Consider the following 25,398-nt stretch of genomic DNA (forward strand, 5'->3'; position numbering starts at 1 on the left):
AACCCGTACGCCCCGCCGAACCCGTACGCCCCGCCGAACCCGTTCGCCGCACAGCCCGTACGGTGTCCGTCCGCTCTGCCGAAGCCGCACCCTTCCCTCACCTCACGACGGCGCCGTACGTCCCTGTCGCGGCAGGTCCAGCGCCGCCACGGCAGGCGTGTTGCAGTACTCCCGTACCGCGCTCGTCCGTGCCACAACGCGCCCCCTGTGCACCACGATTCGGCTGTAGGCGAGCGACAGCGCGTCGGCCAGGCGGTCGCCCCGTACCGCCAGCAGTTCCGCCGGAAATCCCGCCTCCACCCGCACCTCCGGCAGACCGAGCACCGCCCGCGCCGATGCGCTCACGGCGTCGTACGCCTCCTCCGGGCGCAGGCCATGCCTGGAAGCGAGCAGGTACGCCGCCTCCAGGGGGTCTCCGCGGCCCACAGGGTTCGACACGTCCCGCAGTGCGCCGCTGCCCGCCGCCACGCGTACGCCGGCCGCCCGCAGCAGCCGTACCGGCGCCGTGGCGCGGCGTTCCGCGCCCCCGCAGCCGCCCTGTGGGAGGCATGCCACCGTCACGCCCGCCGCGGCGAGCTGGTCCGCGGCCCGCGAGGCCACCTCTGCGGGCAGCCGGCCGAATCCGCCGCAGGGGCCGATGGTCACGCCGGGGCGCAGACCGCCCGCCATCGCCGCGAGACGCGCCAGCCTGGCCGGGTCGTCGCCGTCCGTGTGCAGGTCGACCGGGCAGCCGTGTTCCGAGGCGACCTCCAGGACCGCCTCCACGTAGCCGGTTGGATCGGGGTCGCGGTCCGGGCAGCCGCCCACCACCGACGCGCCCATCTTCACCGCGTCCCGCAGCATCGCCAGACCGTCCGCCCCGGCCGCGCCGGTCAGCACGCGTGGCATCGCCACCGCCGACAGCTCGGCGAGGCCGCGCAGCGCCCGCCGAGCCTGCAGTACGGCGGCCAGGGCACCAAGCCCCGGTACGTCGCCGATGCGGACGTGCGAGCGCAACGCCGTGGCCCCGTGGCCGAGTTGCAGCAGAGCGGCCTCGGTGGCCCGGCGCTGGACGTCCTGCGGGTCGTACGAGACCGGGCCGTCGACGTCGGCGGACAGGGCTGTGTCGCCATGGGCGTGCGGTTCGGCGGGGGCCGGCAGGAGGAGGTAGCCGCTGAGGTCCACGTGGGTGGCGTACGCGCTGAGGCTGCCGACCGTGCCGACCGCCTCGATACGACCGCCACCCAGCCGTACGTCCACGGTCCGGCCGTCGGTGAGCCGCGCTCCACACAGCAGGAGGGCGGCCGGGTCCCCGGAGGATGCGGGTGCCGATGAGGACGACGAGGACGAGGAGTGGGGCTGCTGCGGCTGGCTGTCGGGCATCGCGCTCCTGTGCTCGGGGGCGGCTGCGCGCAAGCGGGGACACAAGATCACGCAGAGTGAGTCGAGCCTAGGGCGGGCATCAGGCCCTGTTGCGGAGGAGCGCAATAGTCGTACCGGTGTGGTCCGCCGGGTGGGGAAGATCGCTGGCGAGGGGGTGCGGGAGAGGGCTTCGAGGCTGCTGGGGGAGGGGTTTTCTGAGCGCGGAAGGGGTGCGGAGGGAGCGCGGAATGGGGGCCGGAACAGGCCGGGGCGGGTGCCGCGAAACGGATTTGGGTGAACGGTGGCCGAGCGTGTAATGTCTTCATCGCTCGCCCCAATAGCTCAGTCGGTAGAGCGTCTCCATGGTAAGGAGAAGGTCTACGGTTCGATTCCGTATTGGGGCTCTGGTGTGAGAGGCCCCCGTCGCAAGGCGGGGTCCGATCACATCACAGCGGTGTAGCTCAGTCGGTAGAGCAAGCGGCTCATAATCGCTGTGTCACCGGTTCAAGTCCGGTCACCGCTACTGACAGTAGCCGATTGCGGGGTCGGTCCTTCGATCGGCTACTCTGTTATGCGTTCAACGTCCCATCCGTTCGTCAAGGAGCACTCCTGTGGCTGCCACCGACGTCCGCCCGAAGATCACGCTGGCCTGCGTGGAGTGCAAGGAGCGGAACTACATCACCAAGAAGAACCGGCGTAACAACCCGGATCGAATGGAGATGAAGAAGCACTGCCCGCGTTGCAATGCGCACACAGCGCATCGCGAAACGCGATAAATCAGGCTCGTACGTCGAGGCCGTCCCCTGTTGGTTGGGGGGCGGCCTCGCGTCGTTAGATCAGCTGCGAACCACGTGACACATCAGCTGTGAACCACGCAACCACGCGACGCGACAGTGCGTAACCAGTGCGATTCAGGAGGTGCCGAGCCCATGGCGCTCGACCAGTCCTTCGTGGGGCGGTCCTATCCGCCCACCGAGCCCTATGAGGTCGGCCGGGAGAAGATCCGCGAGTTCGCGGAGGCGGTGGGGGACACCAACCCCGCGTACACGGACCCTGAGGCCGCCAAGGCCCTCGGTCACGCCGATGTGATCGCCCCGCCCACTTTTGTGTTCGCGATCACGTTCAAGGCGGCGGGAGACGTCGTGGCGGACCCGCGGCTCGGCCTGGACTACAGCCGGGTGGTGCACGGTGATCAGAAGTTCGCCTACGTCCGCCCCGTCCGCGCGGGCGACCGGCTCACCGTCACCTCGACCATCGAGACCATCAAGTCCATGGCGGGCAACGAGATCATCGATATCCGCGGCGAGGTCCACGACGAGGCGGGCGAGCGTGTCGTGACCGCCTGGACCAAGCTCGTCGCCCGCGCGGCCGAGAAGGGCTGACCCCATGACGGCCAATTCCGCGAACGATTTCGCGAAGATCTCCTTCGCCGACGTAGAGGTCGGCACCGAACTGCCCGCCCAGACCTTTCCCGTGAGCCGCGCCACCCTCGTCCAGTACGCGGGCGCCTCCGGGGACTTCAACCCCATCCACTGGAACGAGAAGTTCGCGGTCGAGGTCGGTCTGCCCGACGTCATCGCGCACGGCATGTTCACGATGGCCGAGGCGATCCGCGTCGTCACCGACTGGGTCGGCGACCCGGGAGCGGTCGTCGAGTACGGCGTCCGCTTCACCAAGCCGGTCGTCGTCCCCAACGACGACCAGGGCGCCACCATCGAGGTCAGCGGCAAGGTCGGGGCCAAGCTCGACGACAACAAGGTCCGCGTCGACCTGCTCGCGATGTGTGCCGGCCAGAAGGTGCTGGGCATGTCCCGGGCTGTCGTCCGGCTGGGCTGAGTACGGCAGTTCGGGGGATTCCGGAGTCGGGTAAGGGGCGTTCGCCATTGGTGGGCGCCCCTTACCCGACTTCATTTCGAGCACTCTTGACGTGGTTAGTGATTGAGTACTAACTTACTCGCATGGTCAGGATGAGTGCAGAAGAGCGTCGCGAGAGTGTCATTCGCGCGGCGATCGCCGAGTTCGCGCAGGGGGGCTACTACGGCACCTCCACCGAGGCGATCGCCAAGCGGGTGGGTGTCTCGCAGCCGTACCTCTTCCGGCTCTTCCCGGGCAAGAAAGCGATGTTCGCTGCTGCCTCCCAGCGGTGCATGGGTGATGTGCGCCGGCTCATGGCGGAGGCGGCCGAGGGGCTTGAGGGCGAGGAGGCCCTGCATTCCATGGCGGACGCGTACGCGCGGCTGATCAGTGAGCATCCCGAGCGGCTGCAGATGCAGATGCAGACATACGTGGCTGTCGCCGCCGCCGAAGCCGAGGGCGACCATGAGTTCGGCGAGGCGGTACGGGCCGGCTGGATGAAGCTCTGGGACGCCGTGGAGGTGCCCGTCGGGGAGGAGACGACGACTTTCATGGCGTACGGGATGCTCATCAACACCCTTGCGGCCATGGGGTTTCCGCCTGGTCATCGGGTCTGGCAGGGGATGTGGCCCTCGGTGCAGGTCAAGGGGCGGGTCGAAGCCTGAGGGTCGTGGGTCGGTGTTCGCGGCTTCGTGCTCTTCGCTTGGGCGCCAAAGTTAGTGACCAATAACTTAATTACGTAATCGAAACTGCCGATAGCGATCATCCCCAGGGGGAGAGATGTCACAGCAGCCGAGCAAGCAGCGAGAGCAGCGAGAGCAGAGGACGACCGGCGCACCACGCGGCGGAGCCGTCTGGGCCCTCGTCATCACCAGCGTCGCCGGGTTCATGGCGGCCCTCGACAACCTCGTCGTCACCACCGCGCTGCCCTCCATCCGCAAGGATCTCGGGGGAGCGTTGGGCGACCTGGAATGGACCGTGAGCGCCTACACGCTCACCTTCGCCGTGCTGCTGATGTTCGGCGCGGCGCTCGGTGACCGCTTCGGGCGGCGCCGGCTCTTCCTCGCCGGGCTCACCGTCTTCACCGGCGCCTCCGCCGCCGCGGCCATGGCACCCGGCATCGACTCCCTGATCGCGGCCCGCGCGGTCCAGGGCGTCGGCGCGGCGATCATGATGCCGCTGACACTGACCCTGCTCACGGCAGCCGTCCCGGCCGCCAAACGCGGGATGGCGTTCGGCATCTGGGGCGCCGTGAACGGGCTCGCCGTGGCCTCCGGGCCCCTCATCGGCGGCAGCCTCACCGAGCACATCTCCTGGCACTGGATCTTCTGGCTGAACGTTCCGCTGGGCCTCGCCCTGCTGCCGCTCGCCCGGCTGCGCCTCGCCGAGTCGCACGGCACCGGCGCCCCGCTCGACGTCATCGGCACCCTGCTGGCCAGCGGCGGTCTCTTCGGCATCGTGTACGGGCTCGTGCGCGGACCGGCCGACGGTTGGACCAGCTCCTACGTCCTGACCGGGCTGGTCGCGGGCGGTGCGCTCCTCGTCGCCTTCGTCGTCCACGGCACCCGCGCGAAGAACCCGATGCTGCCCATGCGGCTCTTCCGCTCCCGCGCCTTCGCCGGGATCAACGCGGCCTCCCTGCTGATGTTCCTCGGGATGTTCGGGTCGATCTTCCTGCTCAGCCAGTACATGCAGGGCGTGCTCGGCTACTCGCCCACCGAGGCGGGCCTGCGGATGCTGCCCTGGACCGGTATGCCGATGCTCGTCGCCCCGATCGCCGGCATCCTCTCCGACCGGATCGGCGGCCGACCGGTCGTCGCCACCGGCCTCTTCCTCCAGGCCGCCGGTCTCGGCTACATGGCCTCCATAGCCACCGCGGACGCCTCCTACGCCATCCAGCTGCCCGGCCTGATCATCAGCGGCATCGGCATGGCCCTGTTCTTCGCCCCGGCCGCCAACCTGGTGATGTCCAGCGTCCGGCCGAGCGAACAGGGCATCGCCTCCGGCGCCAACAACGCCCTGCGCGAGGTCGGCGGCGCCCTCGGAATCGCCGTCATGGGATCGATCTTCGCGGCCCAGGGCGGCTACGAGACCGGCCAGACCTTCGTCGACGGCCTCCGGCCCGCCCTGGTGGTCGGCTCGGCAGTGGTCGCCCTCGCGGGCGTCGCGGCCCTGCTGATCCCGGCTGCCCGCCGCCCCGCGCCGGTCACGGACTCCGCCGAGCCGGCCCCGGTCCTGGAGACGGCCGACCACTGAACGAACGTAGGACCGCGGCACGCGCGCGTACGGCCCCGATGCTCACCGGCGGGGCCGTACGCGCGTGCCGCTTGTCGTCCTGTCGCCGTCTTGCTGTCGTCCTGGGTTGTCAGTGAGGTCTCGTAGTCTTGGCGCGTGCAGGAAATCCACGACGCGCCCCTCGCCCCGCTGACCACCTTCCGGCTCGGCGGTCCCGCGGACCGGCTGATCACGGCGACGACCGACGCCGAGGTGATCGCCGCCGTCCGCGAGGCCGACGAGTCCGGGACCCCGCTGCTGGTCGTCGGCGGCGGCTCGAACCTGGTCATCGGCGACAAGGGCTTCGCAGGGACGGCTCTGCGGATCGCCACGACCGGCTTCCACCTCGACGGCCCGGGGCTGGAGCTGGCCGCCGGCGAGGTGTGGACCGACGCCGTCGCGCGCACGGTCGAGGCCGGGCTCGCCGGGATCGAGTGCCTCGCCGGCATCCCCGGTTCCGCGGGCGCGACACCCATCCAGAACGTGGGTGCCTACGGGCAGGAGGTGTCCTCGACGATCACCGAGGTCGTCGCCTACGACCGGGTCAGCCGCGAGACGGTCACCCTCACGGGCGCCGACTGCGCCTTCTCGTACCGCCACAGCCGCTTCAAGGCCGACCCCGAGCGCCATGTCGTCCTGCGTGTCCGCTTCGCCCTGGAGGACGCGGACGGGCTGTCGGCGCCGCTGAAGTACGCCGAGACGGCCCGCGCCCTCGGTGTCGAGCCCGGCGACCGGGTGCCGCTGGACGCGGCCCGCGAGACCGTGCTGAAGCTGCGCGCGGGGAAGGGCATGGTCCTGGACCCCGAGGACCACGACACCTGGTCAGCCGGGTCCTTCTTCACCAACCCGATCCTCACGGACGCCGAGTTCGCGACGTTCCACGCGCGCGTGGCGGAGCGGCTCGGCGCCGACGCCGTACCGCCCGCCTACCCGGCGGGGGAGGGCCGCACCAAGACCTCGGCGGCCTGGCTGATCGACAAGGCCGGCTTCGCCAAGGGATACGGCACCGGGCCCGCCCGAATCTCCACGAAGCACACTCTGGCCCTCACCAACCGCGGCGGGGCCACCACCGAGGACCTGCTCGCCCTCGCCCGCGAGGTCGTCGCCGGTGTCCAGGACGCCTTCGGGGTCACCCTCGTCAACGAACCGGTGACGGTGGGCGTCAGCCTCTAGCAACCCTCCAGGATCACGAGGCCAGCCAGTCGTCGATCCCCGCCAGCAGTTTGGTCCGTACGTCCTCCGGCGCCGCCGAACCGCGAACGGACTGCCGGGCCAGTTCGGCCAGTTCCGCGTCCGTGAAGGCGTGGTACTGGCGGGCGAACTCGTACTGGGCCGCCAGTCGTGAGCCGAACAGCAGCGGGTCGTCGGCGCCCAGCGCCAGGGGCACACCGGCCTCGAAGAGCTTGCGCAACGGCACGTCCTCGGGCTTCTCGTACACCCCCAGGGCGACGTTCGACGCCGGGCACACCTCGCAGGTGATCTGCCGGTCCGCGAGACGCTTCAGCAGGCGCGGGTCCTCCGCCGCCCGCACGCCGTGGCCGATCCGGGACGCGTGCAGGTCGTCCAGACAGTCGCGGACCGACGCCGGGCCTGTCAGCTCGCCGCCGTGCGGGGCCGACAACAGGCCCCCCTCGCGCGCGATGGCGAAGGCCCGGTCGAAGTCCCGGGCCATGCCCCGCCGCTCGTCGTTGGAGAGCCCGAAGCCCACGACACCCCGGTCCGCGTACCGCACGGCCAGGCGGGCCAGCGTGCGCGCGTCCAGGGGGTGCTTCATACGGTTCGCGGCCACCAGGACCCGCATCCCGATCCCGGTCTCCCGACCCGCGGTCTCCACCGCGTCCAGGATGATCTCCAGCGCCGGGATGAGACCGCCCAGTCGAGGGGCGTACGACGTCGGGTCGACCTGGATCTCCAGCCAGCCCGAGCCGTCCTTCGCGTCCTCCTCGGCGGCCTCGCGGACCAGCCGCTGGATGTCCTCGGGCTCGCGCAGACAGGACCGGGCCGCGTCGTACAGCCGCTGGAAACGGAACCAGCCCCGTTCGTCGGTGGCCCGGAGTCTCGGCGGCTCACCACTGGTGAGGGCGTCGGTCAGCGCCTCGGGCAGCCGCACACCGTACTTGTCGGCCAGTTCCAGCAGGGTCGCTGACCGCATCGACCCGGTGAAGTGCAGGTGCAGATGGGCTTTCGGCAGTTCAGAGACATCACGTACGCGCTCCATTCTCGGATCCTGCCGTACGTTCCGTCCGAACCGGTAGCGCTTTCCCTGAACGTGGTCTTGCTCGCACTGACGCTCGTACCGCGGGACGAAAGAAGGCCGCTTCCCAAAGGGAAGCGGCCCACTCACCTCACGAGGTTCAGTCCGTCGCCTCGGCCAGCAGCTTCTGTACGCGGCTGATGCCCTCGACGAGGTCCTCGTCGCCCAGGGCGTACGACAGGCGCAGGTAGCCCGGTGTGCCGAACGCCTCACCGGGTACGACCGCCACCTCGACCTCGTCGAGGATCAGTGCGGCCAGCTCGACCGAGTCCTGCGGGCGCTTGCCGCGGATCTCCTTGCCCAGGAGGGCCTTCACCGACGGGTAGACGTAGAAGGCACCCTCGGGCTCCGGGCAGACCACGCCGTCGATCTCGTTGAGCATGCGCACGATCGTGTGGCGGCGGCGGTCGAAGGCCACGCGCATCTCCGCGACGGCGTCCAGGTTCCCGGAGACGGCGGCGAGGGCGGCGACCTGGGCCACGTTCGACACGTTGGACGTGGCGTGCGACTGGAGGTTCGTCGCGGCCTTGACGACGTCCTTCGGGCCGATGATCCAGCCGACCCGCCAGCCCGTCATGGCGTACGTCTTGGCGACACCGTTGACCACGATGCACTTGTCGCGCAGCTCGGGGAGGATCGCGGGGAGCGAGGTGAACTTCGCGTCGCCGTAGACGAGGTGCTCGTAGATCTCGTCCGTCAGCACCCACAGACCGTGCTCCACGGCCCAGCGGCCGATCGCCTCGGTGTCCTCGGCGCTGTAGACCGCGCCGGTCGGGTTCGAGGGGGAGACGAACAGGACGACCTTCGTCCGCTCGGTGCGGGCCGCCTCCAGCTGCTCCACGCTGACCCGGTAGCCGGTGGTCTCGTCCGCGACCACCTCGACCGGGACACCGCCGGCGAGACGGATCGACTCCGGGTACGTCGTCCAGTACGGGGCCGGGACGATGACCTCGTCGCCCGGGTCGAGGATCGCGGCGAACGCCTCGTAGATGGCCTGCTTGCCGCCGTTGGTCACCAGGACCTGGGAGGCGTCCACCTCGTAGTTCGAGTCGCGGAGCGTCTTGGCGACGATCGCGGCCTTCAGCTCGGGCAGACCGCCGGCCGGCGTGTAGCGGTGGTACTTCGGGTTCGAGCAGGCCTCGATGGCGGCCTGGACGATGTAGTCCGGGGTCGGGAAGTCCGGTTCACCGGCGCCGAAGCCGATCACCGGGCGCCCGGCGGCCTTCAGGGCCTTGGCCTTGGCGTCCACGGCGAGGGTGGCGGACTCGGAGATCGCGCCGACTCGGGCGGAGACCCGGCGCGCGGTGGAAGGGGTTGCAGCGCTCATGGTGCCCATCGTTTCAGACCGGAAACCTCCCCGGCACACGGGTTTCACCTATTGGTCAGACCGGACCGCCGACGGGACGCCGGAGGGCGCGAGACCGGGCGGACGGCTGAACAAGCGTCCGGATCCGGGGCCTGGGCTGGGCGATCTTCCGCCGACAACGGTCCAGCGGGCGCTTTCTGTTCGACGACCGGCTCCGAAGCACGTACACTCTCACCTCGTTGGCCTTCACCGGCCCGCGCTTATCCGGTGCACACCGAGCACTCGGACGAGTACGGTACGTTGGAGTAACCACAAAGGGTCGTAGCTCAATTGGTAGAGCACTGGTCTCCAAAACCAGCGGTTGGGGGTTCAAGTCCCTCCGGCCCTGCTACACACGCCTGTCACCAGGCTGTGTGCGCATGTACGTACTGCAATGCATCGCCGTGCGGCTCAGACCGGGCGCGGCACGGCCACGACCCGGGAACAGGTGAGGACGAATGGCGGATGCCGTGGGCTCCATCGATATGCCTGATGCCCAGGATGAGGCGCCCGAGTCGGACAAGAAGACTCGCAAGGGCGGTAAGCGCGCCAAGAAGGGCCCGCTGAAGCGTCTCGCGGTTTTCTACCGCCAGATCGTCGCGGAGCTCCGCAAGGTCGTCTGGCCGACGCGTAACCAGCTGACGACGTACACGACCGTGGTGATCGTCTTTGTGATCGTCATGATCGGCCTGGTGACTGTGATTGACTTTGGCCTCAACAAAGCCGCCAAGTACGTCTTCGGCTGAGCCAAGAGCGAAGGGCGCCGGGTGCGGCGCCCCTTTCGCATGTTCCACCCACATGTATCCAGGAAGAAGCAGCCACCGTGTCTGACCCGAACCTGAACGACGCCATCGTGCCGGACGAGTCCGTGGATGACGAGCTCGACATCGTCGAGGGCGTTGACGAGGTCGAGGACGAGGTCGACGCTGCGGACGCCGCCGTGGGAGAGCCCGCCGAGGAAGACGCCATCCACATCGAGAGCGATGAGGATGAGGACGGCGACGTCATCGAGGCCGACGCCGACGAGGACGAAGAGCTCGTCGACGCCGAGGCTGAGGACGACGCCGAGGCCGAGGCTGAGGAAGCCGAAGAAGAGGCCGAGCCTGTCGACCCCGTCGAGGCCCTCCGCGAGGAACTGCGCACGCTCCCCGGCGAGTGGTACGTCATCCACACGTACGCCGGTTACGAGAACCGTGTGAAGACCAACCTGGAACAGCGTGCCGTCTCGCTCAACGTCGAGGACTTCATCTTCCAGGCCGAGGTGCCGCAGGAAGAAGTCGCCCAGATCAAGAACGGCGAGCGCAAGACGGTCCGCCAGAACAAGCTTCCCGGGTACGTTCTCGTCCGCATGGACCTGACGAACGAGTCCTGGGGCGTCGTCCGCAACACCCCCGGTGTCACCGGCTTCGTGGGCAACGCGTACGACCCGTACCCGCTGACCCTGGACGAGATCGTCAAGATGCTCGCGCCGGAGGCCGAGGAGAAGGCCGCCCGTGAGCTCGCCGAGGCCGAGGGCAGGCCGGCTCCGGCCCGCAAGCTCGAGGTCCAGGTGCTGGACTTCGAGGTCGGCGACTCGGTCACCGTCACCGACGGCCCGTTCGCGACGCTGCAGGCGACGATCAACGAGATCAACGCCGACTCGAAGAAGGTCAAGGGCCTCGTCGAGATCTTCGGCCGCGAGACCCCGGTCGAGCTGTCGTTCGACCAGATCCAGAAGAACTAGCACGCCCTTAGCTTCCGTCCAGGTCAGGTCGGCTCTCGGAGCTGGCCTGACCTGCTCGGTTTCACGCCTCGCCATGGTGTCCCTTATCGTGGTGCGGTTGCCTGGCTTCTGTCAGGCACAGCGAAGACCGAAGAAAACGAAGATAGAGGACCCGGAATGCCTCCCAAGAAGAAGAAGGTCACGGGGCTCATCAAGCTCCAGATCAACGCCGGAGCGGCTAACCCCGCCCCGCCGGTCGGCCCCGCGCTCGGTCAGCACGGCGTCAACATCATGGAGTTCTGCAAGGCCTACAACGCCGCGACCGAGTCGCAGCGTGGCTGGGTGATCCCGGTGGAGATCACGGTCTACGAAGACCGCTCCTTCACCTTCATCACCAAGACGCCGCCGGCCGCGAAGATGATCCTCAAGGCCGCGGGTGTCGAGAAGGGCTCTGGCGAGCCGCACAAGACCAAGGTCGCCAAGATCACCCAGGCGCAGGTCCGTGAGATCGCCACGACCAAGCTTCCCGACCTGAACGCCAACGACCTGGACGCCGCGTCGAAGATCATCGCCGGCACCGCCCGTTCGATGGGCATCACGGTCGAGGGCTGAGCCCCCACCTCGTAAGTCTTGTAGTGCGTGGCAGGACCTGCTCGGTCCGTACCACGACTCCTCAGAACACACAGGAGCAGTAGTGAGCAAGCGCAGCAAGTCTCTCCGCGCTGCGGACGCCAAGATCGACCGGGACAAGCTCTACGCCCCGCTCGAGGCCGTCCGTCTCGCCAAGGAGACCTCCACGAGCAAGTTCGACGGCACCGTCGAGGTCGCCTTCCGCCTGGGTGTCGACCCGCGCAAGGCCGACCAGATGGTCCGTGGCACCGTGAACCTCCCGCACGGCACCGGTAAGACCGCCCGGGTCCTGGTCTTCGCGACCGGTGACCGTGCCGAGGCCGCGACCGCCGCGGGCGCCGACATCGTCGGCTCCGACGAACTGATCGACGAGGTGGCGAAGGGCCGTCTGGACTTCGACGCCGTCGTCGCCACCCCGGACCTCATGGGCAAGGTCGGCCGCCTCGGCCGCGTCCTCGGCCCGCGTGGTCTGATGCCGAACCCGAAGACGGGCACCGTGACCCCGGACGTGGTCAAGGCCGTGACCGAGATCAAGGGCGGCAAGATCGAGTTCCGCGTCGACAAGCACTCGAACCTGCACTTCATCATCGGCAAGACGTCGTTCGACGACACCAAGCTGGTGGAGAACTACGGCGCCGCGCTGGAGGAGATCCTCCGTCTGAAGCCGTCCGCCGCGAAGGGCCGCTACATCAAGAAGGCCGCCCTCAGCACCACGATCGGCCCCGGTGTTCCGCTCGACCCCAACCGCACCCGCAACCTCCTCGCCGAGGAGGACCCGGCCGCCGTCTGAGCCTCCCGCTCACCCCGGTAGCCGCGCGTTCACGTTCGTACGACGGGCCCCGCAACCTTTCGAGGTGCGGGGTCCGTTGTCGTACGGAGGGGTTAGCGTGTTGATCACGGGGTGTACGAGGGGGTTGGGGACGGATGAGGGACAGCGGCGAACGGGGTATACGGGGCCCACATCGGGGAGTCCGGCCGGTCGTGGCGACCGCCGCGCTGGTCGCGGTGGGCGTGGCGATGTCGGCGTGCAGTTTCTCCGGGGGACCTGACGACGAAGGCGCCGAGCCGACTCCGAGCGCGGGGCGCCCCGACGCCCGTACGGCCGCCGCGCTGCACGCCGTGGAGAATGCCACCGACCGGGCCGGCTCCGCCCGGGTCAGCTCCTCCTCCGTCATGGGCGACCTGCTCTCCATGCGGACGGTCGGCGTCCTCGGCTGGGCCGGTGAGCCGGTCGGCAAGCTCAGCATCACCTACACCGGCGGAGAGCTGGCCAAGTCCATGCGGGCGCTCAACAGCTCGTCCATGGAGGCCCGGCTGCTGCCCGACGCCTACTACGCCAAGGTCGGTGACAAGTTCGCTGCCCAGATGCACGGCAAGCACTGGATCAAGTACGACTACGACGACCTGGCGGACCTGCCCGGCGGCTCGGGGACGTATCTGAAGGACCAGTTGCACAACACCGCCCCCGTCCAGCCGGTCAAGCTGCTGCTGGCCTCCGGTGACGTCCGCAGGTCCGGGACGGAGACGGTGCGCGGGGTGCGTACGACGCACTACTCGGGCACGGTGGAGGTGGCGGCCCTGGCCGACTCCGCCCTCAAGGAGCAGCTCGTCCAGGCCGGCGTGACCACCGAGACCGTCGACATCTGGGTCAACGACCGGAATCTGCTGGTCAAGAAGGTCGAGCGGGGCGAGCTGTCGAGCGGACGGATGTCGTCGACGGCGTACTACAGCGCCTACGGCGTGAAGGCGGCGGTGGCGGCGCCGGAGGGCGGGGACACCGCGGACTTCAAGGACCTGCTGGGGAATTCAGAAGCCTCGTCCGCCCCACCGGGTTAGGCTCACGGTCGTTTCTGTGAATCGACCGTGTGTTCACAGTGTTCCTTGGGGGGAATCATGGGTGCTTCTTCTGTACGTGTAGGCCTCGCCGTGCTGCTCATCGGTACGGGCGCTGTCGCCTGTTCCAAGGGCGCCTCGGAGGAGTCGCCGAAGATGACGCCGGCGGCGGCCGTCGCGAAGGCGGCGAAGAACGTGGAGGACATCACCTCCCTCAGCTACCGGATGACCGGCAAGATGCCTGGGGAGGGCCGCGTCAAGGCCGACGCCAAGATGCGCCTCAAGCCCGACGTGGCGATGAGCATGAAGATCACCGCCCTCGACAAGGGCGCCGACGGCACGGCCGAGATCCGTCTCGTCGACAAGGCGATGTTCATAGGCGGGGGCGCGGCGGCCGCCAAGGAGATGGACGGCAAGAGCTGGATCAAGTTCGACATGGCCGCGCTGAGCGGCGCGGGTGGCGCCGGTGGCGGTTCCCTCGGGGCCGCTGGGCAGGCCGACAGGAACCCCGCCCAGGAGTCCACCTTCCTCACCGGCTCGAAGGATGTGAAGGAGGTCGGCACGGAGACCGTGGACGGGGAGAAGACCACCCATTACGCGGGCACGGTCACCTTCGACCAGTTCCGCGAAGCCATCAAGTCCCAGAGCAAGGCGAGGCGCGAGATGCGCGAGAAGAGCCTTGAGCGGTTCGAGAAGCTGGGTATCGACAAGTTCACGATGGACATGTGGATCGGCGCGGGCGAGCTCACCAAGCAGTTCCGGCTGCGCGGCCAGGCCGACAAGGGCCCCCTCGACATGACCGTCACCTTCGACGACGTCAACAAGCCCGTGAGCATCGTTGAGCCGCCTGCCAAGGATGTCGCTGACCTGGCCGCGATGATGAAGGGAGCGCAGGAGGGCTGAGACGCCCGGACTGCTGCGAACAGGCGGATTTGCTTGTCGGTGAGCCGTTCACGTACTCTCGTCCAGAAGCCAAAGACCGCTGGTCGTTGCCGTGTCTTCGTAAGAAGGTGCGGTGGCCGAAGGATCCGCTGAATTGCGGACGACCCGCGCAGGTGACTGTGGATGTGCTCCCGGACGGACTCCGCTCACGGAATTCGGTTGGTCGAGCTCACGCCCCGTGCGCCTGCGCCGGGGCGTTTCGTTTTCCCAGTCTCCTTCTGAGCGGTCCTCATCACCCGGAAGGAGGCCACGCTTATGGCAAGGCCCGACAAGGCTGCCGCGGTAGCCGAGCTCGCGGACCAGTTCCGCAGCTCGAACGCCGCTGTGCTGACCGAGTACCGGGGTCTCACCGTGGCGCAGCTCAAGACGCTGCGTCGTTCGCTCGGTGAAGACGCCCAGTACGCCGTGGTGAAGAACACGCTGACCAAGATCGCGGCCAACGAGGCCGGGATCTCGACGCTCGACGACCTGTTCAACGGTCCGACGGCGGTTGCCTTCATCACCGGTGACCCGGTGACGTCGGCGAAGGGTCTTCGTGACTTCGCCAAGGACAACCCCAACCTCGTCATCAAGGGCGGTGTCCTTGACGGTAAGGCGCTGTCCGCCGACGAGATCAAGAAGCTTGCGGACCTCGAGTCCCGCGAGGTTCTGCTCGCCAAGCTGGCGGGCGCCATGAAGGGCAAGCAGTCTCAGGCTGCCTCGCTCTTCCAGGCGCTCCCGTCGAAGTTCGTCCGCACCGCGGAAGCGCTTCGCGTCAAGCTGGCCGAGCAGGGCGGTGCCGAGTAATTCGGCTCGCACTCTGACCGCCGCCTGACGCGGTGGTCGACGCGGGCCGAACGTACGCCCGCCGACACTTACATCGGCACCTGCCGAATTGACTGGAAGGATCGCCCATCATGGCGACGAAGCTGTCCCAGGAAGAGCTGCTCGCGCAGTTCGAGACCCTCACCCTCATCGAGCTCTCCGAGTTCGTGAAGGCCTTCGAGGAGAAGTTCGACGTCACCGCCGCCGCCGCGGTCGCCGCTGCCCCGGCCGGCCCGGCCGCCGCCGCTGAGGTCGCCGAGGAGCAGGACGAGTTCGACGTCATCCTCACCGGTGCCGGCGAGAAGAAGATCCAGGTCATCAAGGTCGTGCGTGAGCTGACCTCGCTGGGTCTCAAGGAGGCCAAGGACCTCGTGGACGGCGCCCCGAAGCCCGTTCTCGAGAAGGTCACCAAGGAGGCCGCCGAGAAGGCTGCCGAGTCCCTCAAGGCCGCCGGCGCGGGCGTCGAGGTCAAGTGACCCCATCGAGGGTCCGCTGAGGACTCTCGTGGACGCTGAGCAGGGGCTCCCGATAGCCCTGTAACGCTGAAGCTGTGAAGAGCGATCATCCATCTGGGTGGTCGCTCTTCGGCGTTCGAGGGGTCGGGTCGTGGCTGCCTTGCAGGCTCGGTGACGGCGAGTAAGGTGATCTTCGTTGTGCCTCCGAACGCCCCTGGTGACGTGCCGCACGTGACGATGGCAGCACCGGGTTTGGGTATGGAGGCCTTGACGAACCGCACGCAGCGCGCAATTCTCAGGACGCGTCGTCACAAGGATCCGAATCCGAGGCATGGATCGGTGGCGAAGAGGGCAGGATCGATGTGCATCGAGGGCGTGGCTTGCAGCAGGGGTTGAGAACAACGAGGGTCTTCAAAAACCCGCACTGGACATCAGTGGGCCAAGTGGCTACACTGACCCTTTGCGCTGCCTGTTAGCTGCCTCCTGCCCGTCACCAGGGGCATGCCCTCGCTTGAGCACCGACGATCGGACCTTCTCCGACCTGGCCTTTCCCGGCTGGTTCGTGGAGCGCCTGTCTCTGTGCCCCAGTGGGGGGCCGGTACGCGCGTAGTGAGTCCGAGCCCTCGGAAGGACCCCCTCTTGGCCGCCTCGCGCACTGCCTCCGCGAATACGAACTACGGCGCCAGCACTGCCCCGCTGCGCATCTCTTTTGCAAAGATCAAGGAGCCCCTCGAGGTTCCGAACCTCCTTGCGCTGCAAACCGAGAGCTTCGACTGGCTGCTCGGTAACGCCGCGTGGAAGGCTCGTGTCGAGGCGGCTCTGGACAGCGGACAGGACGTCCCCACCAAGTCCGGTCTGGAGGAGATCTTCGAGGAGATCTCCCCGATCGAGGACTTCTCCGGGTCGATGTCCCTGACGTTCCGCGACCACCGCTTCGAGCCTCCGAAGAACTCGATCGACGAGTGCAAGGACCGTGACTTCACGTACTCCGCGCCGCTCTTCGTCACGGCCGAGTTCACCAACAACGAGACCGGCGAGATCAAGTCCCAGACGGTCTTCATGGGCGACTTCCCGCTCATGACCAACAAGGGCACCTTCGTCATCAACGGCACCGAGCGTGTCGTGGTGTCGCAGCTGGTCCGTTCGCCGGGTGTCTACTTCGACTCCTCCATCGACAAGACGTCCGACAAGGACATCTTCGCGTCCAAGGTGATCCCCTCCCGGGGTGCCTGGCTCGAGATGGAGATCGACAAGCGCGACATGGTCGGTGTCCGCATCGACCGCAAGCGCAAGCAGTCCGTCACCGTCCTCCTCAAGGCTCTCGGCTGGACGACCGAGCAGATCCTCGAGGAGTTCGGCGAGTACGAGTCGATGCGCGCCACCCTGGAGAAGGACCACACCCAGGGCCAGGACGACGCGCTGCTCGACATCTACCGCAAGCTCCGTCCGGGCGAGCCGCCGACCCGTGAGGCCGCGCAGACGCTTCTGGAGAACCTGTACTTCAACCCGAAGCGCTACGACCTCGCCAAGGTCGGCCGTTACAAGGTCAACAAGAAGCTGGGCGGCGAGGCCCCGCTGGACGCCGGTGTGCTGACCGTCGAGGACATCATCTCGACGATCAAGTACCTGGTGAAGCTGCACGCCGGTGAGACCGAGACCGTTGGCAACAACGGCACGACGATGGTCGTCGAGACCGACGACATCGACCACTTCGGCAACCGTCGTCTGCGCAACGTCGGCGAGCTCATCCAGAACCAGGTCCGTACGGGTCTGGCGCGTATGGAGCGTGTCGTCCGCGAGCGCATGACGACTCAGGACGTCGAGGCGATCACGCCGCAGACCCTGATCAACATCCGGCCGGTCGTCGCCTCCATCAAGGAGTTCTTCGGCACCAGCCAGCTGTCGCAGTTCATGGACCAGAACAACCCGCTGTCGGGTCTCACCCACAAGCGCCGTCTGTCGGCGCTTGGCCCGGGTGGTCTCTCCCGTGAGCGGGCCGGCTTCGAGGTCCGTGACGTGCACCCCTCGCACTACGGCCGCATGTGCCCGATCGAGACCCCTGAAGGCCCGAACATCGGTCTGATCGGCTCGCTCGCCTCCTACGGCCGGGTCAACGCGTTCGGGTTCGTCGAGACCCCGTACCGCAAGGTCGTCGAGGGTGTCGTCACCGACGACGTCGACTACCTGACCGCCGACGAGGAAGACCGCTTCGTCATCGCCCAGGCGAACGCGATCCTCTCCGAGGACATGCGCTTCGAGGAGTCCCGCGTTCTCGTCCGCCGCCGTGGCGGCGAGATCGACTACATCCCGGGCGACGACGTCGACTACATGGACGTCTCGCCGCGCCAGATGGTGTCCGTCGCCACCGCGATGATCCCCTTCCTGGAGCACGACGACGCCAACCGTGCCCTCATGGGCGCGAACATGATGCGCCAGGCCGTGCCGCTGATCACCGCCGAGGCCCCCCTCGTCGGTACGGGCATGGAGTACCGCTGCGCCGTCGACGCCGGCGACGTCATCAAGGCCGAGAAGGCGGGTGTGGTCCAGGAGGTCTCCGCGGACTACGTCACCGTCGCCAACGACGACGGCACGTACACCACGTACCGCGTCGCGAAGTTCTCCCGCTCCAATCAGGGCACCTCGGTCAACCAGAAGGTTGTCGTCAACGAGGGCGACCGGGTCGTCGAGAACCAGGTTCTCGCCGACGGGCCGGCCACCCAGGAAGGCGAGATGGCGCTGGGCAAGAACCTGCTCGTCGCCTTCATGCCGTGGGAGGGTCACAACTACGAGGACGCGATCATCCTGTCGCAGCGCCTCGTGCAGGACGACGTCCTCTCCTCGATCCACATCGAGGAGCACGAGGTCGACGCCCGTGACACCAAGCTCGGCCCCGAGGAGATCACCCGGGACATCCCGAACGTCTCCGAGGAGGTCCTCGCCGACCTCGACGAGCGCGGCATCATCCGCATCGGTGCCGAGGTCGTCGCCGGCGACATCCTCGTCGGCAAGGTCACGCCCAAGGGTGAGACCGAGCTGACCCCCGAGGAGCGCCTGCTCCGCGCGATCTTCGGTGAGAAGGCGCGCGAAGTGCGCGACACCTCGCTGAAGGTGCCGCACGGTGAGATCGGCAAGGTCATCGGCGTCCGCGTCTTCGACCGTGAGGAGGGCGACGAGCTGCCGCCGGGCGTGAACCAGCTGGTTCGGGTCTACGTGGCGCAGAAGCGCAAGATCACGGACGGTGACAAGCTCGCCGGCCGCCACGGCAACAAGGGTGTTATCTCGAAGATCCTTCCGATCGAGGACATGCCGTTCCTCGAGGACGGAACTCCGGTCGACATCATCCTCAACCCGCTCGGTGTGCCGTCCCGAATGAACCCGGGACAGGTGCTGGAGATCCACCTCGGCTGGCTCGCCAGTCGCGGCTGGGACGTCTCCGGGCTTGCGGACGACTGGGCGCAGCGCCTCCAGGCCATCGAGGCCGACGTGGTCGCCCCCGGCACCAACGTCGCCACCCCCGTCTTCGACGGTGCGCGTGAGGACGAGCTGGCGGGTCTGCTGAACCACACCATCCCGAACCGCGACGGTTCGCGCATGGTGCTCCCGACCGGTAAGGCCCCGCTGTTCGACGGCCGCTCCGGCGAGCCGTTCCCGGAGCCCGTCTCCGTCGGTTACATGTACATCCTCAAGCTCCACCACCTGGTCGACGACAAGCTGCACGCCCGTTCGACCGGTCCGTACTCGATGATCACCCAGCAGCCGCTGGGTGGTAAGGCCCAGTTCGGTGGCCAGCGATTCGGTGAGATGGAGGTGTGGGCGCTGGAGGCATACGGCGCCGCGTACGCCCTCCAGGAGCTGCTGACCATCAAGTCCGACGACGTGACCGGCCGCGTGAAGGTCTACGAGGCCATCGTCAAGGGCGAGAACATCCCCGAGCCCGGCATCCCCGAGTCCTTCAAGGTGCTCATCAAGGAGATGCAGTCTCTCTGCCTCAACGTGGAGGTGCTGTCCAGTGACGGTATGTCCATCGAAATGCGTGACACCGACGAGGACGTCTTCCGCGCGGCGGAGGAGCTCGGCATCGACCTGTCCCGGCGTGAGCCGAGCAGCGTCGAAGAGGTCTGACGGGAGTTCGGCGGGCCTTGAGCGATCAAGGCCCGCCGGCCCCAGGACCCCCGAATCAGACCCCATGACTTACAACCCTGAGAGGGATTGACGCATAGTGCTCGACGTCAACTTCTTCGACGAGCTCCGGATCGGCCTGGCTACGGCGGACGACATCCGTCAGTGGAGCCACGGCGAGGTCAAGAAGCCCGAGACGATCAACTACCGCACGCTCAAGCCCGAAAAGGACGGACTCTTCTGCGAGAAGATCTTCGGTCCGACCCGGGACTGGGAGTGCTACTGCGGCAAGTACAAGCGCGTCCGCTTCAAGGGCATCATCTGTGAGCGCTGTGGCGTCGAGGTCACTCGCGCCAAGGTGCGTCGTGAGCGGATGGGCCACATCGAGCTCGCCGCCCCCGTCACCCACATCTGGTACTTCAAGGGCGTTCCGTCGCGGCTGGGCTATCTGCTCGACCTCGCCCCGAAGGACCTCGAGAAGGTCATCTACTTCGCGGCGTACATGATCACGTTCGTCGACGACGAGCGTCGTACCCGTGACTTGCCCTCCCTGGAGGCGCATGTCTCCGTCGAGCGGCAGCAGATCGAGAACCGCCGCGACTCCGACCTCGAAGCCCGCGCCAAGAAGCTGGAAAGCGACCTGGGCGAGCTGGAGGCCGAGGGTGCCAAGGCCGACGTACGCCGCAAGGTGCGCGAAGGTGCCGAGCGGGAGATGAAGCAGCTGCGGGACCGTTCGCAGCGCGAGATCGACCGTCTCGACGAGGTGTGGACCCGGTTCAAGAACCTCAAGGTCCAGGACCTGGAGGGCGACGAGCTGCTCTACCGCGAGCTGCGCGACCGCTTCGGGACCTACTTCGACGGTTCGATGGGTGCCGCGGCGCTGCAGAAGCGCCTGGAGTCCTTCGACCTGGATGAAGAGGCCGAGCGCCTCCGCGAGATCATCCGTACCGGCAAGGGCCAGAAGAAGACCCGCGCCCTGAAGCGGCTGAAGGTCGTGTCTGCGTTCCTGCAGACCTCCAACAGCCCCAAGGGCATGGTTCTCGACTGCGTCCCGGTCATCCCGCCGGACCTTCGCCCGATGGTGCAGCTGGACGGTGGCCGCTTCGCGACCTCCGACCTGAACGACCTGTACCGCCGTGTGATCAACCGGAACAACCGTCTGAAGCGGCTTCTCGACCTCGGTGCTCCCGAGATCATCGTGAACAACGAGAAGCGCATGCTTCAGGAGGCCGTTGACGCGCTGTTCGACAACGGCCGTCGTGGCCGTCCGGTCACCGGTCCCGGTAACCGCCCGCTGAAGTCCCTCAGCGACATGCTGAAGGGCAAGCAGGGTCGATTCCGTCAGAACCTGCTCGGCAAGCGTGTGGACTACTCCGCGCGTTCCGTGATCGTCGTCGGTCCGCAGCTGAAGCTGCACCAGTGCGGTCTGCCGAAGGCGATGGCGCTGGAGCTCTTCAAGCCGTTCGTGATGAAGCGCCTGGTCGACCTGAACCACGCGCAGAACATCAAGAGCGCCAAGCGCATGGTCGAGCGCGGCCGCACCGTCGTGTACGACGTCCTCGAAGAGGTCATCGCCGAGCACCCGGTGCTGCTGAACCGTGCGCCCACGCTGCACCGCCTCGGCATCCAGGCCTTCGAGCCGCAGCTCGTCGAGGGCAAGGCCATCCAGATCCACCCGCTCGTCTGCACCGCGTTCAACGCGGACTTCGACGGTGACCAGATGGCCGTGCACCTGCCGCTCTCCGCGGAGGCGCAGGCCGAGGCCCGCATCCTGATGCTGTCCTCGAACAACATCCTCAAGCCCGCCGACGGCCGTCCGGTGACGATGCCGACCCAGGACATGGTCCTCGGTCTGTTCTTCCTCACCACCGACGGTGAACTGCGTGACGTCAAGGGCGAGGGCCGCGCGTTCGGCTCCACCGCCGAGGCGACCATGGCGTTCGACAACGGCGAGCTCGCGCTCCAGTCGGCCGTCGACATCCGCTTCCCGGTGGGCACCATCCCGCCGCGCGGCTGGACCCCGCCGGCCCGTGACGAGAACGAGCCCGAGTGGCAGCAGGGGGACACCTTCCGCCTGCGCACCACCCTGGGCCGCGCGCTCTTCAACGAGCTGCTGCCCGAGGACTACCCGTTCGTCGACTACTCGGTGGGCAAGAAGCAGCTCGGTGAGATCGTCAACGACCTCGCCGAGCGCTACCCCAAGGTCATCGTGGCGGCGACGCTCGACAACCTGAAGGCGGCCGGCTTCTACTGGGGCACGCGCTCCGGTGTCACCGTGGCCATCTCCGACATCGTCGTTCCCGAGGCGAAGAAGGAGATCGTCAAGGGCTACGAGGCCCAGGACGAGAAGGTTCAGAAGCAGTACGAGCGCGGTCTGATCACCAAGGACGAGCGCACGCAGGAACTCATCGCGATCTGGACCAAGGCGACCAACGAGGTTGCCGAGGCGATGAACGCGAACTTCCCCAAGACGAACCCCATCTTCATGATGGTTGACTCGGGTGCCCGAGGAAACATGATGCAGATGCGGCAGATCGCCGGTATGCGTGGTCTGGTGTCGAACGCCAAGAACGAGACGATTCCTCGTCCCATCAAGGCGTCCTTCCGCGAGGGCCTGTCCGTGCTGGAGTACTTCATCTCCACCCACGGTGCCCGTAAGGGTCTCGCCGACACCGCTCTGCGTACCGCCGACTCGGGTTACCTCACCCGTCGTCTGGTGGACGTCTCGCAGGACGTCATCATCCGCGAGGAGGACTGCGGCACCGACCGCGGCCTCAAGCTGGCGATCGCCGAGCGCGACGAAGCCGGTGTGCTGCGCAAGACCGAGAACGTCGAGACGTCGGTGTACGCCCGTGCGCTGGCCGAGGACATCACCATCGACGGACGCGTGCTGGCCCCGGCCAACACCGACCTCGGTGACGTCCTCATCGACGAGCTGGTCAGGCACGGCGTCGAGGAGGTCAAGACCCGCTCGGTCCTGACCTGCGAGTCCGCCGTCGGCACCTGCGCCATGTGCTACGGCCGTTCGCTGGCCACCGGCAAGCTGGTCGACATCGGTGAGGCGGTCGGCATCATCGCCGCCCAGTCCATCGGTGAGCCCGGTACCCAGCTGACGATGCGTACCTTCCACACCGGTGGTGTGGCCGGTGACGACATCACCCAGGGTCTGCCCCGTGTCGTCGAGCTCTTCGAGGCTCGTACGCCCAAGGGTGTCGCCCCGATCTCGGAGGCGGCCGGCCGCGTCCGTATCGAGGAGACCGAGAAGACCAAGAAGATCGTCATCACCCCGGACGACGGCAGCGACGAGACGGCGTTCCCGATCTCGAAGCGCGCCAAGGTCATGGTGCGTGAGGGTGACCACGTCGAGGTGGGCCAGAAGCTCACCTTCGGTGCCACCAACCCGCACGACGTGCTGCGGATCCTCGGTCAGCGCGCGGTCCAGGTCCACCTGGTCGGCGAGGTCCAGAAGGTCTACAACTCGCAGGGTGTGTCGATCCACGACAAGCACATCGAGATCATCATCCGGCAGATGCTCCGCCGCGTGACGATCATCGAGTCCGGCGACGCCGAGCTGCTGCCCGGCGAGCTGGTCGAGCGTGGCAAGTTCGAGACCGAGAACCGTCGTGTGGTCCAGGAAGGCGGCCACCCGGCCTCCGGCCGTCCGCAGCTGATGGGTATCACCAAGGCCTCGCTGGCGACGGAATCCTGGCTGTCGGCCGCCTCCTTCCAGGAGACGACCCGAGTTCTGACGGACGCGGCGATCAACGCCAAGTCCGACAGCCTCATCGGCCTCAAGGAGAACGTCATCATCGGTAAGCTCATCCCGGCCGGTACGGGTCTGTCCCGCTATCGCAACATCCGGGTCGAGCCGACCGAGGAGGCCAAGGCCGCGATGTACTCGGCCGTCGGCTACGACGACATCGACTACTCGCCGTTCGGCACGGGCTCCGGCCAGGCCGTTCCGCTGGAGGACTACGACTACGGTCCGTACAACCAGTAAGCGGTAGTCACTGGTTGGTAGTTGCCAGTTGGTAGTTGGTTGTACGAAGGGCGGTCACCCCGGTTGCGGGGTGGCCGCCCTTCGGCGTGTCCGGGCTCAGCGCTGTTGTTGCTGCAGGTACGGCTGAAGGTGGTGCAGCCGGGTGTGGTGGTCCGGGTGGGAGGAGAGCAGCTTGCTCAGCGGGCTCTCCTGGGGCGCCACACCGTTGTTGAGCGCGGCGAGCGCGGCGGTCTGCCGCTGCTCCTCCTGGTGGAGCTTGTCGAGTACGGAGGCCAGCATCGGGGCGAAGCCGAGGGCCGCCGCGTGCTCGTCGGCGCGGAGTTCGGCGCGGCGGCCGACGGCGGCGAGTGCGTACGGAACCCCGAGGATCAGCAGGGGCAGGCCGTACAGGGTGCTGATGGTCGCCATGGCGATGCCGCCGAGGACGAGCACGACGAAGCCGACACCGAAGCAGGAGAAGGCGCGGGACACCTTGAAGACGAACACGGAGAAGGCGCGCAGGAACCGCCAGGCGAGGCGACCGGGCTGCGCGTACCAGTAGCCGAGGAGCCCCGACCAGGCGTGGCCGCCGACGTGGTGGCCGAGCTCGTGTGCCATGACGGCGGCGAGTTCGCCGTTGGGCAGCTCGTTCATGGCGAAGCGGGTGACGCCGACGATGTGGCCGGCGGCGGCGACCGCGTTCAGGCCGTCGCTGTCCTCGACCCAGAGCTCGTAGTTGCGGCCCTCGACACCCGCGCGGGCGGTGACCTCGCGCCAGACCGGTTCGAGTTTGGCTCGTTCTTGCGGAGTGGGGTAGCGCAGGTGGAGCAAACGGCGCGCGAGGGCGCTTTCGGTGGGCCGGTGGAAGACGAGTGCGCCGCTCAGTATCCAGGCGATGATCACGAGGAACGCGAGGTCGCCGAAGAAGAGGGAGAACATGCTGACGACGAGGAGGCTGCAGAGGAAGTTCGGGAGGTAGAGGAGGAGGTTGCCCACGGCGGTGGCGTCGGTGCGGCGCTGGTGGGCGGAGATGTGGACGCGCCCGCGGTCGGTGGAGATGTGGTGGGGGTGCTCGGCGGGGGGCGCGGGAGGAGCTTCGGGCGCGGTGGGGGGCGTGAAGCCCTGGTCGGGCGGGGCGGGTGTGCTCGGGGGTTGCTGCGGGGGCGCGTACTGCGGGGGGACGGCCTGGGCGGTGGCGGCCTGGGGGTAGGGCGGGGGCTGGGTGGGGTCGGTGCCCGGGTAGGTGGGCGCCTGGGGCGGGGTAGGGGTCGCGCCCTGGTAGGCCTGGGGTTGCTGGGGTGCGCCTGGGTAGGTGGGGGGTTGGGCGGCGTTCGGGTGCTGGGGTTGCTGGGGCGAGCCTGGCTGGGCGGGGGGTTGGGGGGCGTCGGGGTGCCGGGAATGCTGGGGCGAACCTGGGTAGGCCGGGGGCTCGGCGAAGCCCGGGTACTGGGGCTGCTGGGCCGGGTCCGGGTACGAGGGTGGCTGGGCCGAATCCGGGTACGAGGGTGGCTGGGCCGGGTCCGGGTATGACGGTGGTTTGGCCGCGTCCGGGTACTGGGACGGTTCGGTCGCGCTCGGGTAGGCCGGGGACCGGGCGGTGTCCGGGTATGACGGTGGTTTAGCCGCGTCCGGGGATGACGGTGGTTGGGGCGAGCCCGGGTGGGCCGGGGGCTGGGTGGAAGCCGGGTAGGAGGGTGGCTGGGCCGGGTTCTGGTGCTGGGGTGGTTGCTGCGGGGCCTGCGCGGTCTGTGGGTATGTGGGAGCGGGCTGCTCGGGGTACGTCGGCGGGAACAGGGGCTGCTCGGAGGGCTCGGGGTATTCCGGTCGGGACGAGGGTGGGTGGGTCATGGTCTTCCTTCACGTGCC

Annotated in this window: 20 protein-coding genes and 3 tRNA genes; 19 read left to right on the forward strand and 4 right to left on the reverse strand. The window is 67.8% G+C overall.

Going from position 1 to position 25,398, the window contains the following annotated elements; all coding sequences use genetic code 11:
• Nucleotides 1-102: 102 nt before the first annotated feature.
• Nucleotides 103-1,362 (reverse strand): amidohydrolase family protein, encoded by a 1,260-nt coding sequence (locus OG734_RS29775; protein ID WP_330290548.1) that lies wholly within the window; start codon nucleotides 1,360-1,362, stop codon nucleotides 103-105.
• Between the two features lie 310 nt (nucleotides 1,363-1,672).
• On the opposite strand from OG734_RS29775, the gene OG734_RS29780 reads away from it, so the two are divergent.
• The 8 genes from OG734_RS29780 to OG734_RS29815 all read left to right on the forward strand — a co-directional run bounded on the left by OG734_RS29780 (nucleotide 1,673) and on the right by OG734_RS29815 (nucleotide 6,642).
• Nucleotides 1,673-1,745, forward strand: a tRNA-Thr gene (locus OG734_RS29780).
• Nucleotides 1,746-1,791: 46 nt separating this feature from the next.
• Nucleotides 1,792-1,864, forward strand: a tRNA-Met gene (locus OG734_RS29785).
• Nucleotides 1,865-1,952: 88 nt separating this feature from the next.
• Nucleotides 1,953-2,117 (forward strand): 50S ribosomal protein L33, encoded by a 165-nt coding sequence (rpmG, locus tag OG734_RS29790; RefSeq protein WP_018834916.1) that lies wholly within the window; start codon nucleotides 1,953-1,955, stop codon nucleotides 2,115-2,117.
• Between the two features lie 153 nt (nucleotides 2,118-2,270).
• Nucleotides 2,271-2,723, forward strand: a complete 453-nt coding sequence (locus tag OG734_RS29795) for a MaoC family dehydratase N-terminal domain-containing protein (protein WP_330290549.1) — start codon at nucleotides 2,271-2,273, stop codon at nucleotides 2,721-2,723.
• A gap of 4 nt (nucleotides 2,724-2,727) precedes the next feature.
• Nucleotides 2,728-3,177, forward strand: coding sequence for a MaoC family dehydratase (locus tag OG734_RS29800; RefSeq protein ID WP_330290550.1), 450 nt, complete (start codon nucleotides 2,728-2,730; stop codon nucleotides 3,175-3,177).
• A 122-nt stretch (nucleotides 3,178-3,299) separates the two neighbouring features.
• Nucleotides 3,300-3,860: a TetR/AcrR family transcriptional regulator gene (locus OG734_RS29805; RefSeq protein ID WP_330290551.1), complete on the forward strand. Its 561-nt coding sequence runs from the start codon at nucleotides 3,300-3,302 to the stop codon at nucleotides 3,858-3,860.
• Between the two features lie 115 nt (nucleotides 3,861-3,975).
• Nucleotides 3,976-5,451, forward strand: coding sequence for an MFS transporter (locus tag OG734_RS29810; RefSeq protein ID WP_330290552.1), 1,476 nt, complete (start codon nucleotides 3,976-3,978; stop codon nucleotides 5,449-5,451).
• A gap of 135 nt (nucleotides 5,452-5,586) precedes the next feature.
• Nucleotides 5,587-6,642: a UDP-N-acetylmuramate dehydrogenase gene (locus tag OG734_RS29815; RefSeq protein WP_330290553.1), complete on the forward strand. Its 1,056-nt coding sequence runs from the start codon at nucleotides 5,587-5,589 to the stop codon at nucleotides 6,640-6,642.
• A gap of 13 nt (nucleotides 6,643-6,655) precedes the next feature.
• Here OG734_RS29815 and OG734_RS29820 read toward each other — a convergent pair whose 3' ends face one another.
• Nucleotides 6,656-7,687: an adenosine deaminase gene (locus OG734_RS29820; RefSeq protein WP_330290554.1), complete on the reverse strand. Its 1,032-nt coding sequence runs from the start codon at nucleotides 7,685-7,687 to the stop codon at nucleotides 6,656-6,658.
• Between the two features lie 136 nt (nucleotides 7,688-7,823).
• On the reverse strand, nucleotides 7,824-9,050 hold the full coding sequence (locus tag OG734_RS29825) for a pyridoxal phosphate-dependent aminotransferase (protein ID WP_330290555.1): 1,227 nt from the start codon (nucleotides 9,048-9,050) through the stop codon (nucleotides 7,824-7,826).
• A gap of 294 nt (nucleotides 9,051-9,344) precedes the next feature.
• On the opposite strand from OG734_RS29825, the gene OG734_RS29830 reads away from it, so the two are divergent.
• The 11 genes from OG734_RS29830 (at nucleotide 9,345) to OG734_RS29880 (ending at nucleotide 23,553) form a co-directional block, all read left to right on the forward strand.
• Nucleotides 9,345-9,417 (forward strand) — tRNA-Trp (locus tag OG734_RS29830).
• Between the two features lie 109 nt (nucleotides 9,418-9,526).
• Nucleotides 9,527-9,814, forward strand: a complete 288-nt coding sequence (gene secE / locus OG734_RS29835; RefSeq protein WP_006383475.1) for a preprotein translocase subunit SecE — start codon at nucleotides 9,527-9,529, stop codon at nucleotides 9,812-9,814.
• Between the two features lie 77 nt (nucleotides 9,815-9,891).
• The gene (nusG, locus tag OG734_RS29840) at nucleotides 9,892-10,791 is read left to right on the forward strand and encodes a transcription termination/antitermination protein NusG (protein ID WP_330290556.1); all 900 of its coding nucleotides are present in this window, start codon (nucleotides 9,892-9,894) and stop codon (nucleotides 10,789-10,791) included.
• 156 nt (nucleotides 10,792-10,947) lie between these two features.
• Nucleotides 10,948-11,382, forward strand: coding sequence for a 50S ribosomal protein L11 (gene rplK, locus OG734_RS29845; protein WP_006383482.1), 435 nt, complete (start codon nucleotides 10,948-10,950; stop codon nucleotides 11,380-11,382).
• Nucleotides 11,383-11,464: 82 nt separating this feature from the next.
• Nucleotides 11,465-12,190 (forward strand): 50S ribosomal protein L1, encoded by a 726-nt coding sequence (gene rplA / locus OG734_RS29850; protein WP_330290557.1) that lies wholly within the window; start codon nucleotides 11,465-11,467, stop codon nucleotides 12,188-12,190.
• A gap of 134 nt (nucleotides 12,191-12,324) precedes the next feature.
• Nucleotides 12,325-13,236, forward strand: a complete 912-nt coding sequence (locus OG734_RS29855) for a hypothetical protein (RefSeq protein ID WP_443064941.1) — start codon at nucleotides 12,325-12,327, stop codon at nucleotides 13,234-13,236.
• A 57-nt stretch (nucleotides 13,237-13,293) separates the two neighbouring features.
• Complete coding sequence (locus OG734_RS29860; protein ID WP_330290559.1) at nucleotides 13,294-14,136, forward strand: DUF1396 domain-containing protein; 843 nt, start codon at nucleotides 13,294-13,296, stop codon at nucleotides 14,134-14,136.
• A gap of 294 nt (nucleotides 14,137-14,430) precedes the next feature.
• Nucleotides 14,431-14,961 carry a 50S ribosomal protein L10 gene (rplJ, locus tag OG734_RS29865; protein WP_020132671.1) on the forward strand — a complete coding sequence of 177 codons (531 nt, stop codon included), beginning with the start codon at nucleotides 14,431-14,433 and terminating at the stop codon, nucleotides 14,959-14,961.
• A 110-nt stretch (nucleotides 14,962-15,071) separates the two neighbouring features.
• Nucleotides 15,072-15,455, forward strand: a complete 384-nt coding sequence (rplL, locus tag OG734_RS29870) for a 50S ribosomal protein L7/L12 (protein WP_330290560.1) — start codon at nucleotides 15,072-15,074, stop codon at nucleotides 15,453-15,455.
• Between the two features lie 618 nt (nucleotides 15,456-16,073).
• Complete coding sequence (rpoB, locus tag OG734_RS29875; RefSeq protein WP_330290561.1) at nucleotides 16,074-19,556, forward strand: DNA-directed RNA polymerase subunit beta; 3,483 nt, start codon at nucleotides 16,074-16,076, stop codon at nucleotides 19,554-19,556.
• Between the two features lie 97 nt (nucleotides 19,557-19,653).
• The gene (locus tag OG734_RS29880; protein WP_330290562.1) at nucleotides 19,654-23,553 is read left to right on the forward strand and encodes a DNA-directed RNA polymerase subunit beta'; all 3,900 of its coding nucleotides are present in this window, start codon (nucleotides 19,654-19,656) and stop codon (nucleotides 23,551-23,553) included.
• 96 nt (nucleotides 23,554-23,649) lie between these two features.
• Here the strand turns inward: OG734_RS29880 and OG734_RS29885 are convergent, their stop codons facing one another.
• Complete coding sequence (locus OG734_RS29885) at nucleotides 23,650-25,380, reverse strand: M48 family metalloprotease (RefSeq protein ID WP_330290563.1); 1,731 nt, start codon at nucleotides 25,378-25,380, stop codon at nucleotides 23,650-23,652.
• Between the last annotated feature and the right edge of the window lie 18 nt (nucleotides 25,381-25,398).

The sequence above is a fragment of the Streptomyces sp. NBC_00576 genome (assembly GCF_036345175.1).
Lineage (GTDB): Bacteria > Actinomycetota > Actinomycetes > Streptomycetales > Streptomycetaceae > Streptomyces.

Bases quoted from the DNA above. Each gene is read 5' to 3' on its own strand.
- rplL (WP_330290560.1), top strand. From the start codon at position 15,072: ATGGCGACGAAGCTGTCCCAGGAAGAGCTGCTCGCGCAGTTCGAGACC.
- rplJ (WP_020132671.1), top strand. From the start codon at position 14,431: ATGGCAAGGCCCGACAAGGCTGCCGCGGTAGCCGAGCTCGCGGACCAG.
- rplK (WP_006383482.1), top strand. From the start codon at position 10,948: ATGCCTCCCAAGAAGAAGAAGGTCACGGGGCTCATCAAGCTCCAGATC.
- OG734_RS29855 (WP_443064941.1), top strand. From the start codon at position 12,325: ATGAGGGACAGCGGCGAACGGGGTATACGGGGCCCACATCGGGGAGTC.
- OG734_RS29860 (WP_330290559.1), top strand. From the start codon at position 13,294: ATGGGTGCTTCTTCTGTACGTGTAGGCCTCGCCGTGCTGCTCATCGGT.
- OG734_RS29810 (WP_330290552.1), top strand. From the start codon at position 3,976: ATGTCACAGCAGCCGAGCAAGCAGCGAGAGCAGCGAGAGCAGAGGACG.
- OG734_RS29775 (WP_330290548.1), bottom strand. From the start codon at position 1,362: ATGCCCGACAGCCAGCCGCAGCAGCCCCACTCCTCGTCCTCGTCGTCC.
- OG734_RS29795 (WP_330290549.1), top strand. From the start codon at position 2,271: ATGGCGCTCGACCAGTCCTTCGTGGGGCGGTCCTATCCGCCCACCGAG.
- OG734_RS29820 (WP_330290554.1), bottom strand. From the start codon at position 7,687: ATGGAGCGCGTACGTGATGTCTCTGAACTGCCGAAAGCCCATCTGCAC.
- OG734_RS29800 (WP_330290550.1), top strand. From the start codon at position 2,728: ATGACGGCCAATTCCGCGAACGATTTCGCGAAGATCTCCTTCGCCGAC.
- secE (WP_006383475.1), top strand. From the start codon at position 9,527: ATGGCGGATGCCGTGGGCTCCATCGATATGCCTGATGCCCAGGATGAG.
- OG734_RS29885 (WP_330290563.1), bottom strand. From the start codon at position 25,380: ATGACCCACCCACCCTCGTCCCGACCGGAATACCCCGAGCCCTCCGAG.
- OG734_RS29825 (WP_330290555.1), bottom strand. From the start codon at position 9,050: ATGAGCGCTGCAACCCCTTCCACCGCGCGCCGGGTCTCCGCCCGAGTC.
- OG734_RS29805 (WP_330290551.1), top strand. From the start codon at position 3,300: ATGGTCAGGATGAGTGCAGAAGAGCGTCGCGAGAGTGTCATTCGCGCG.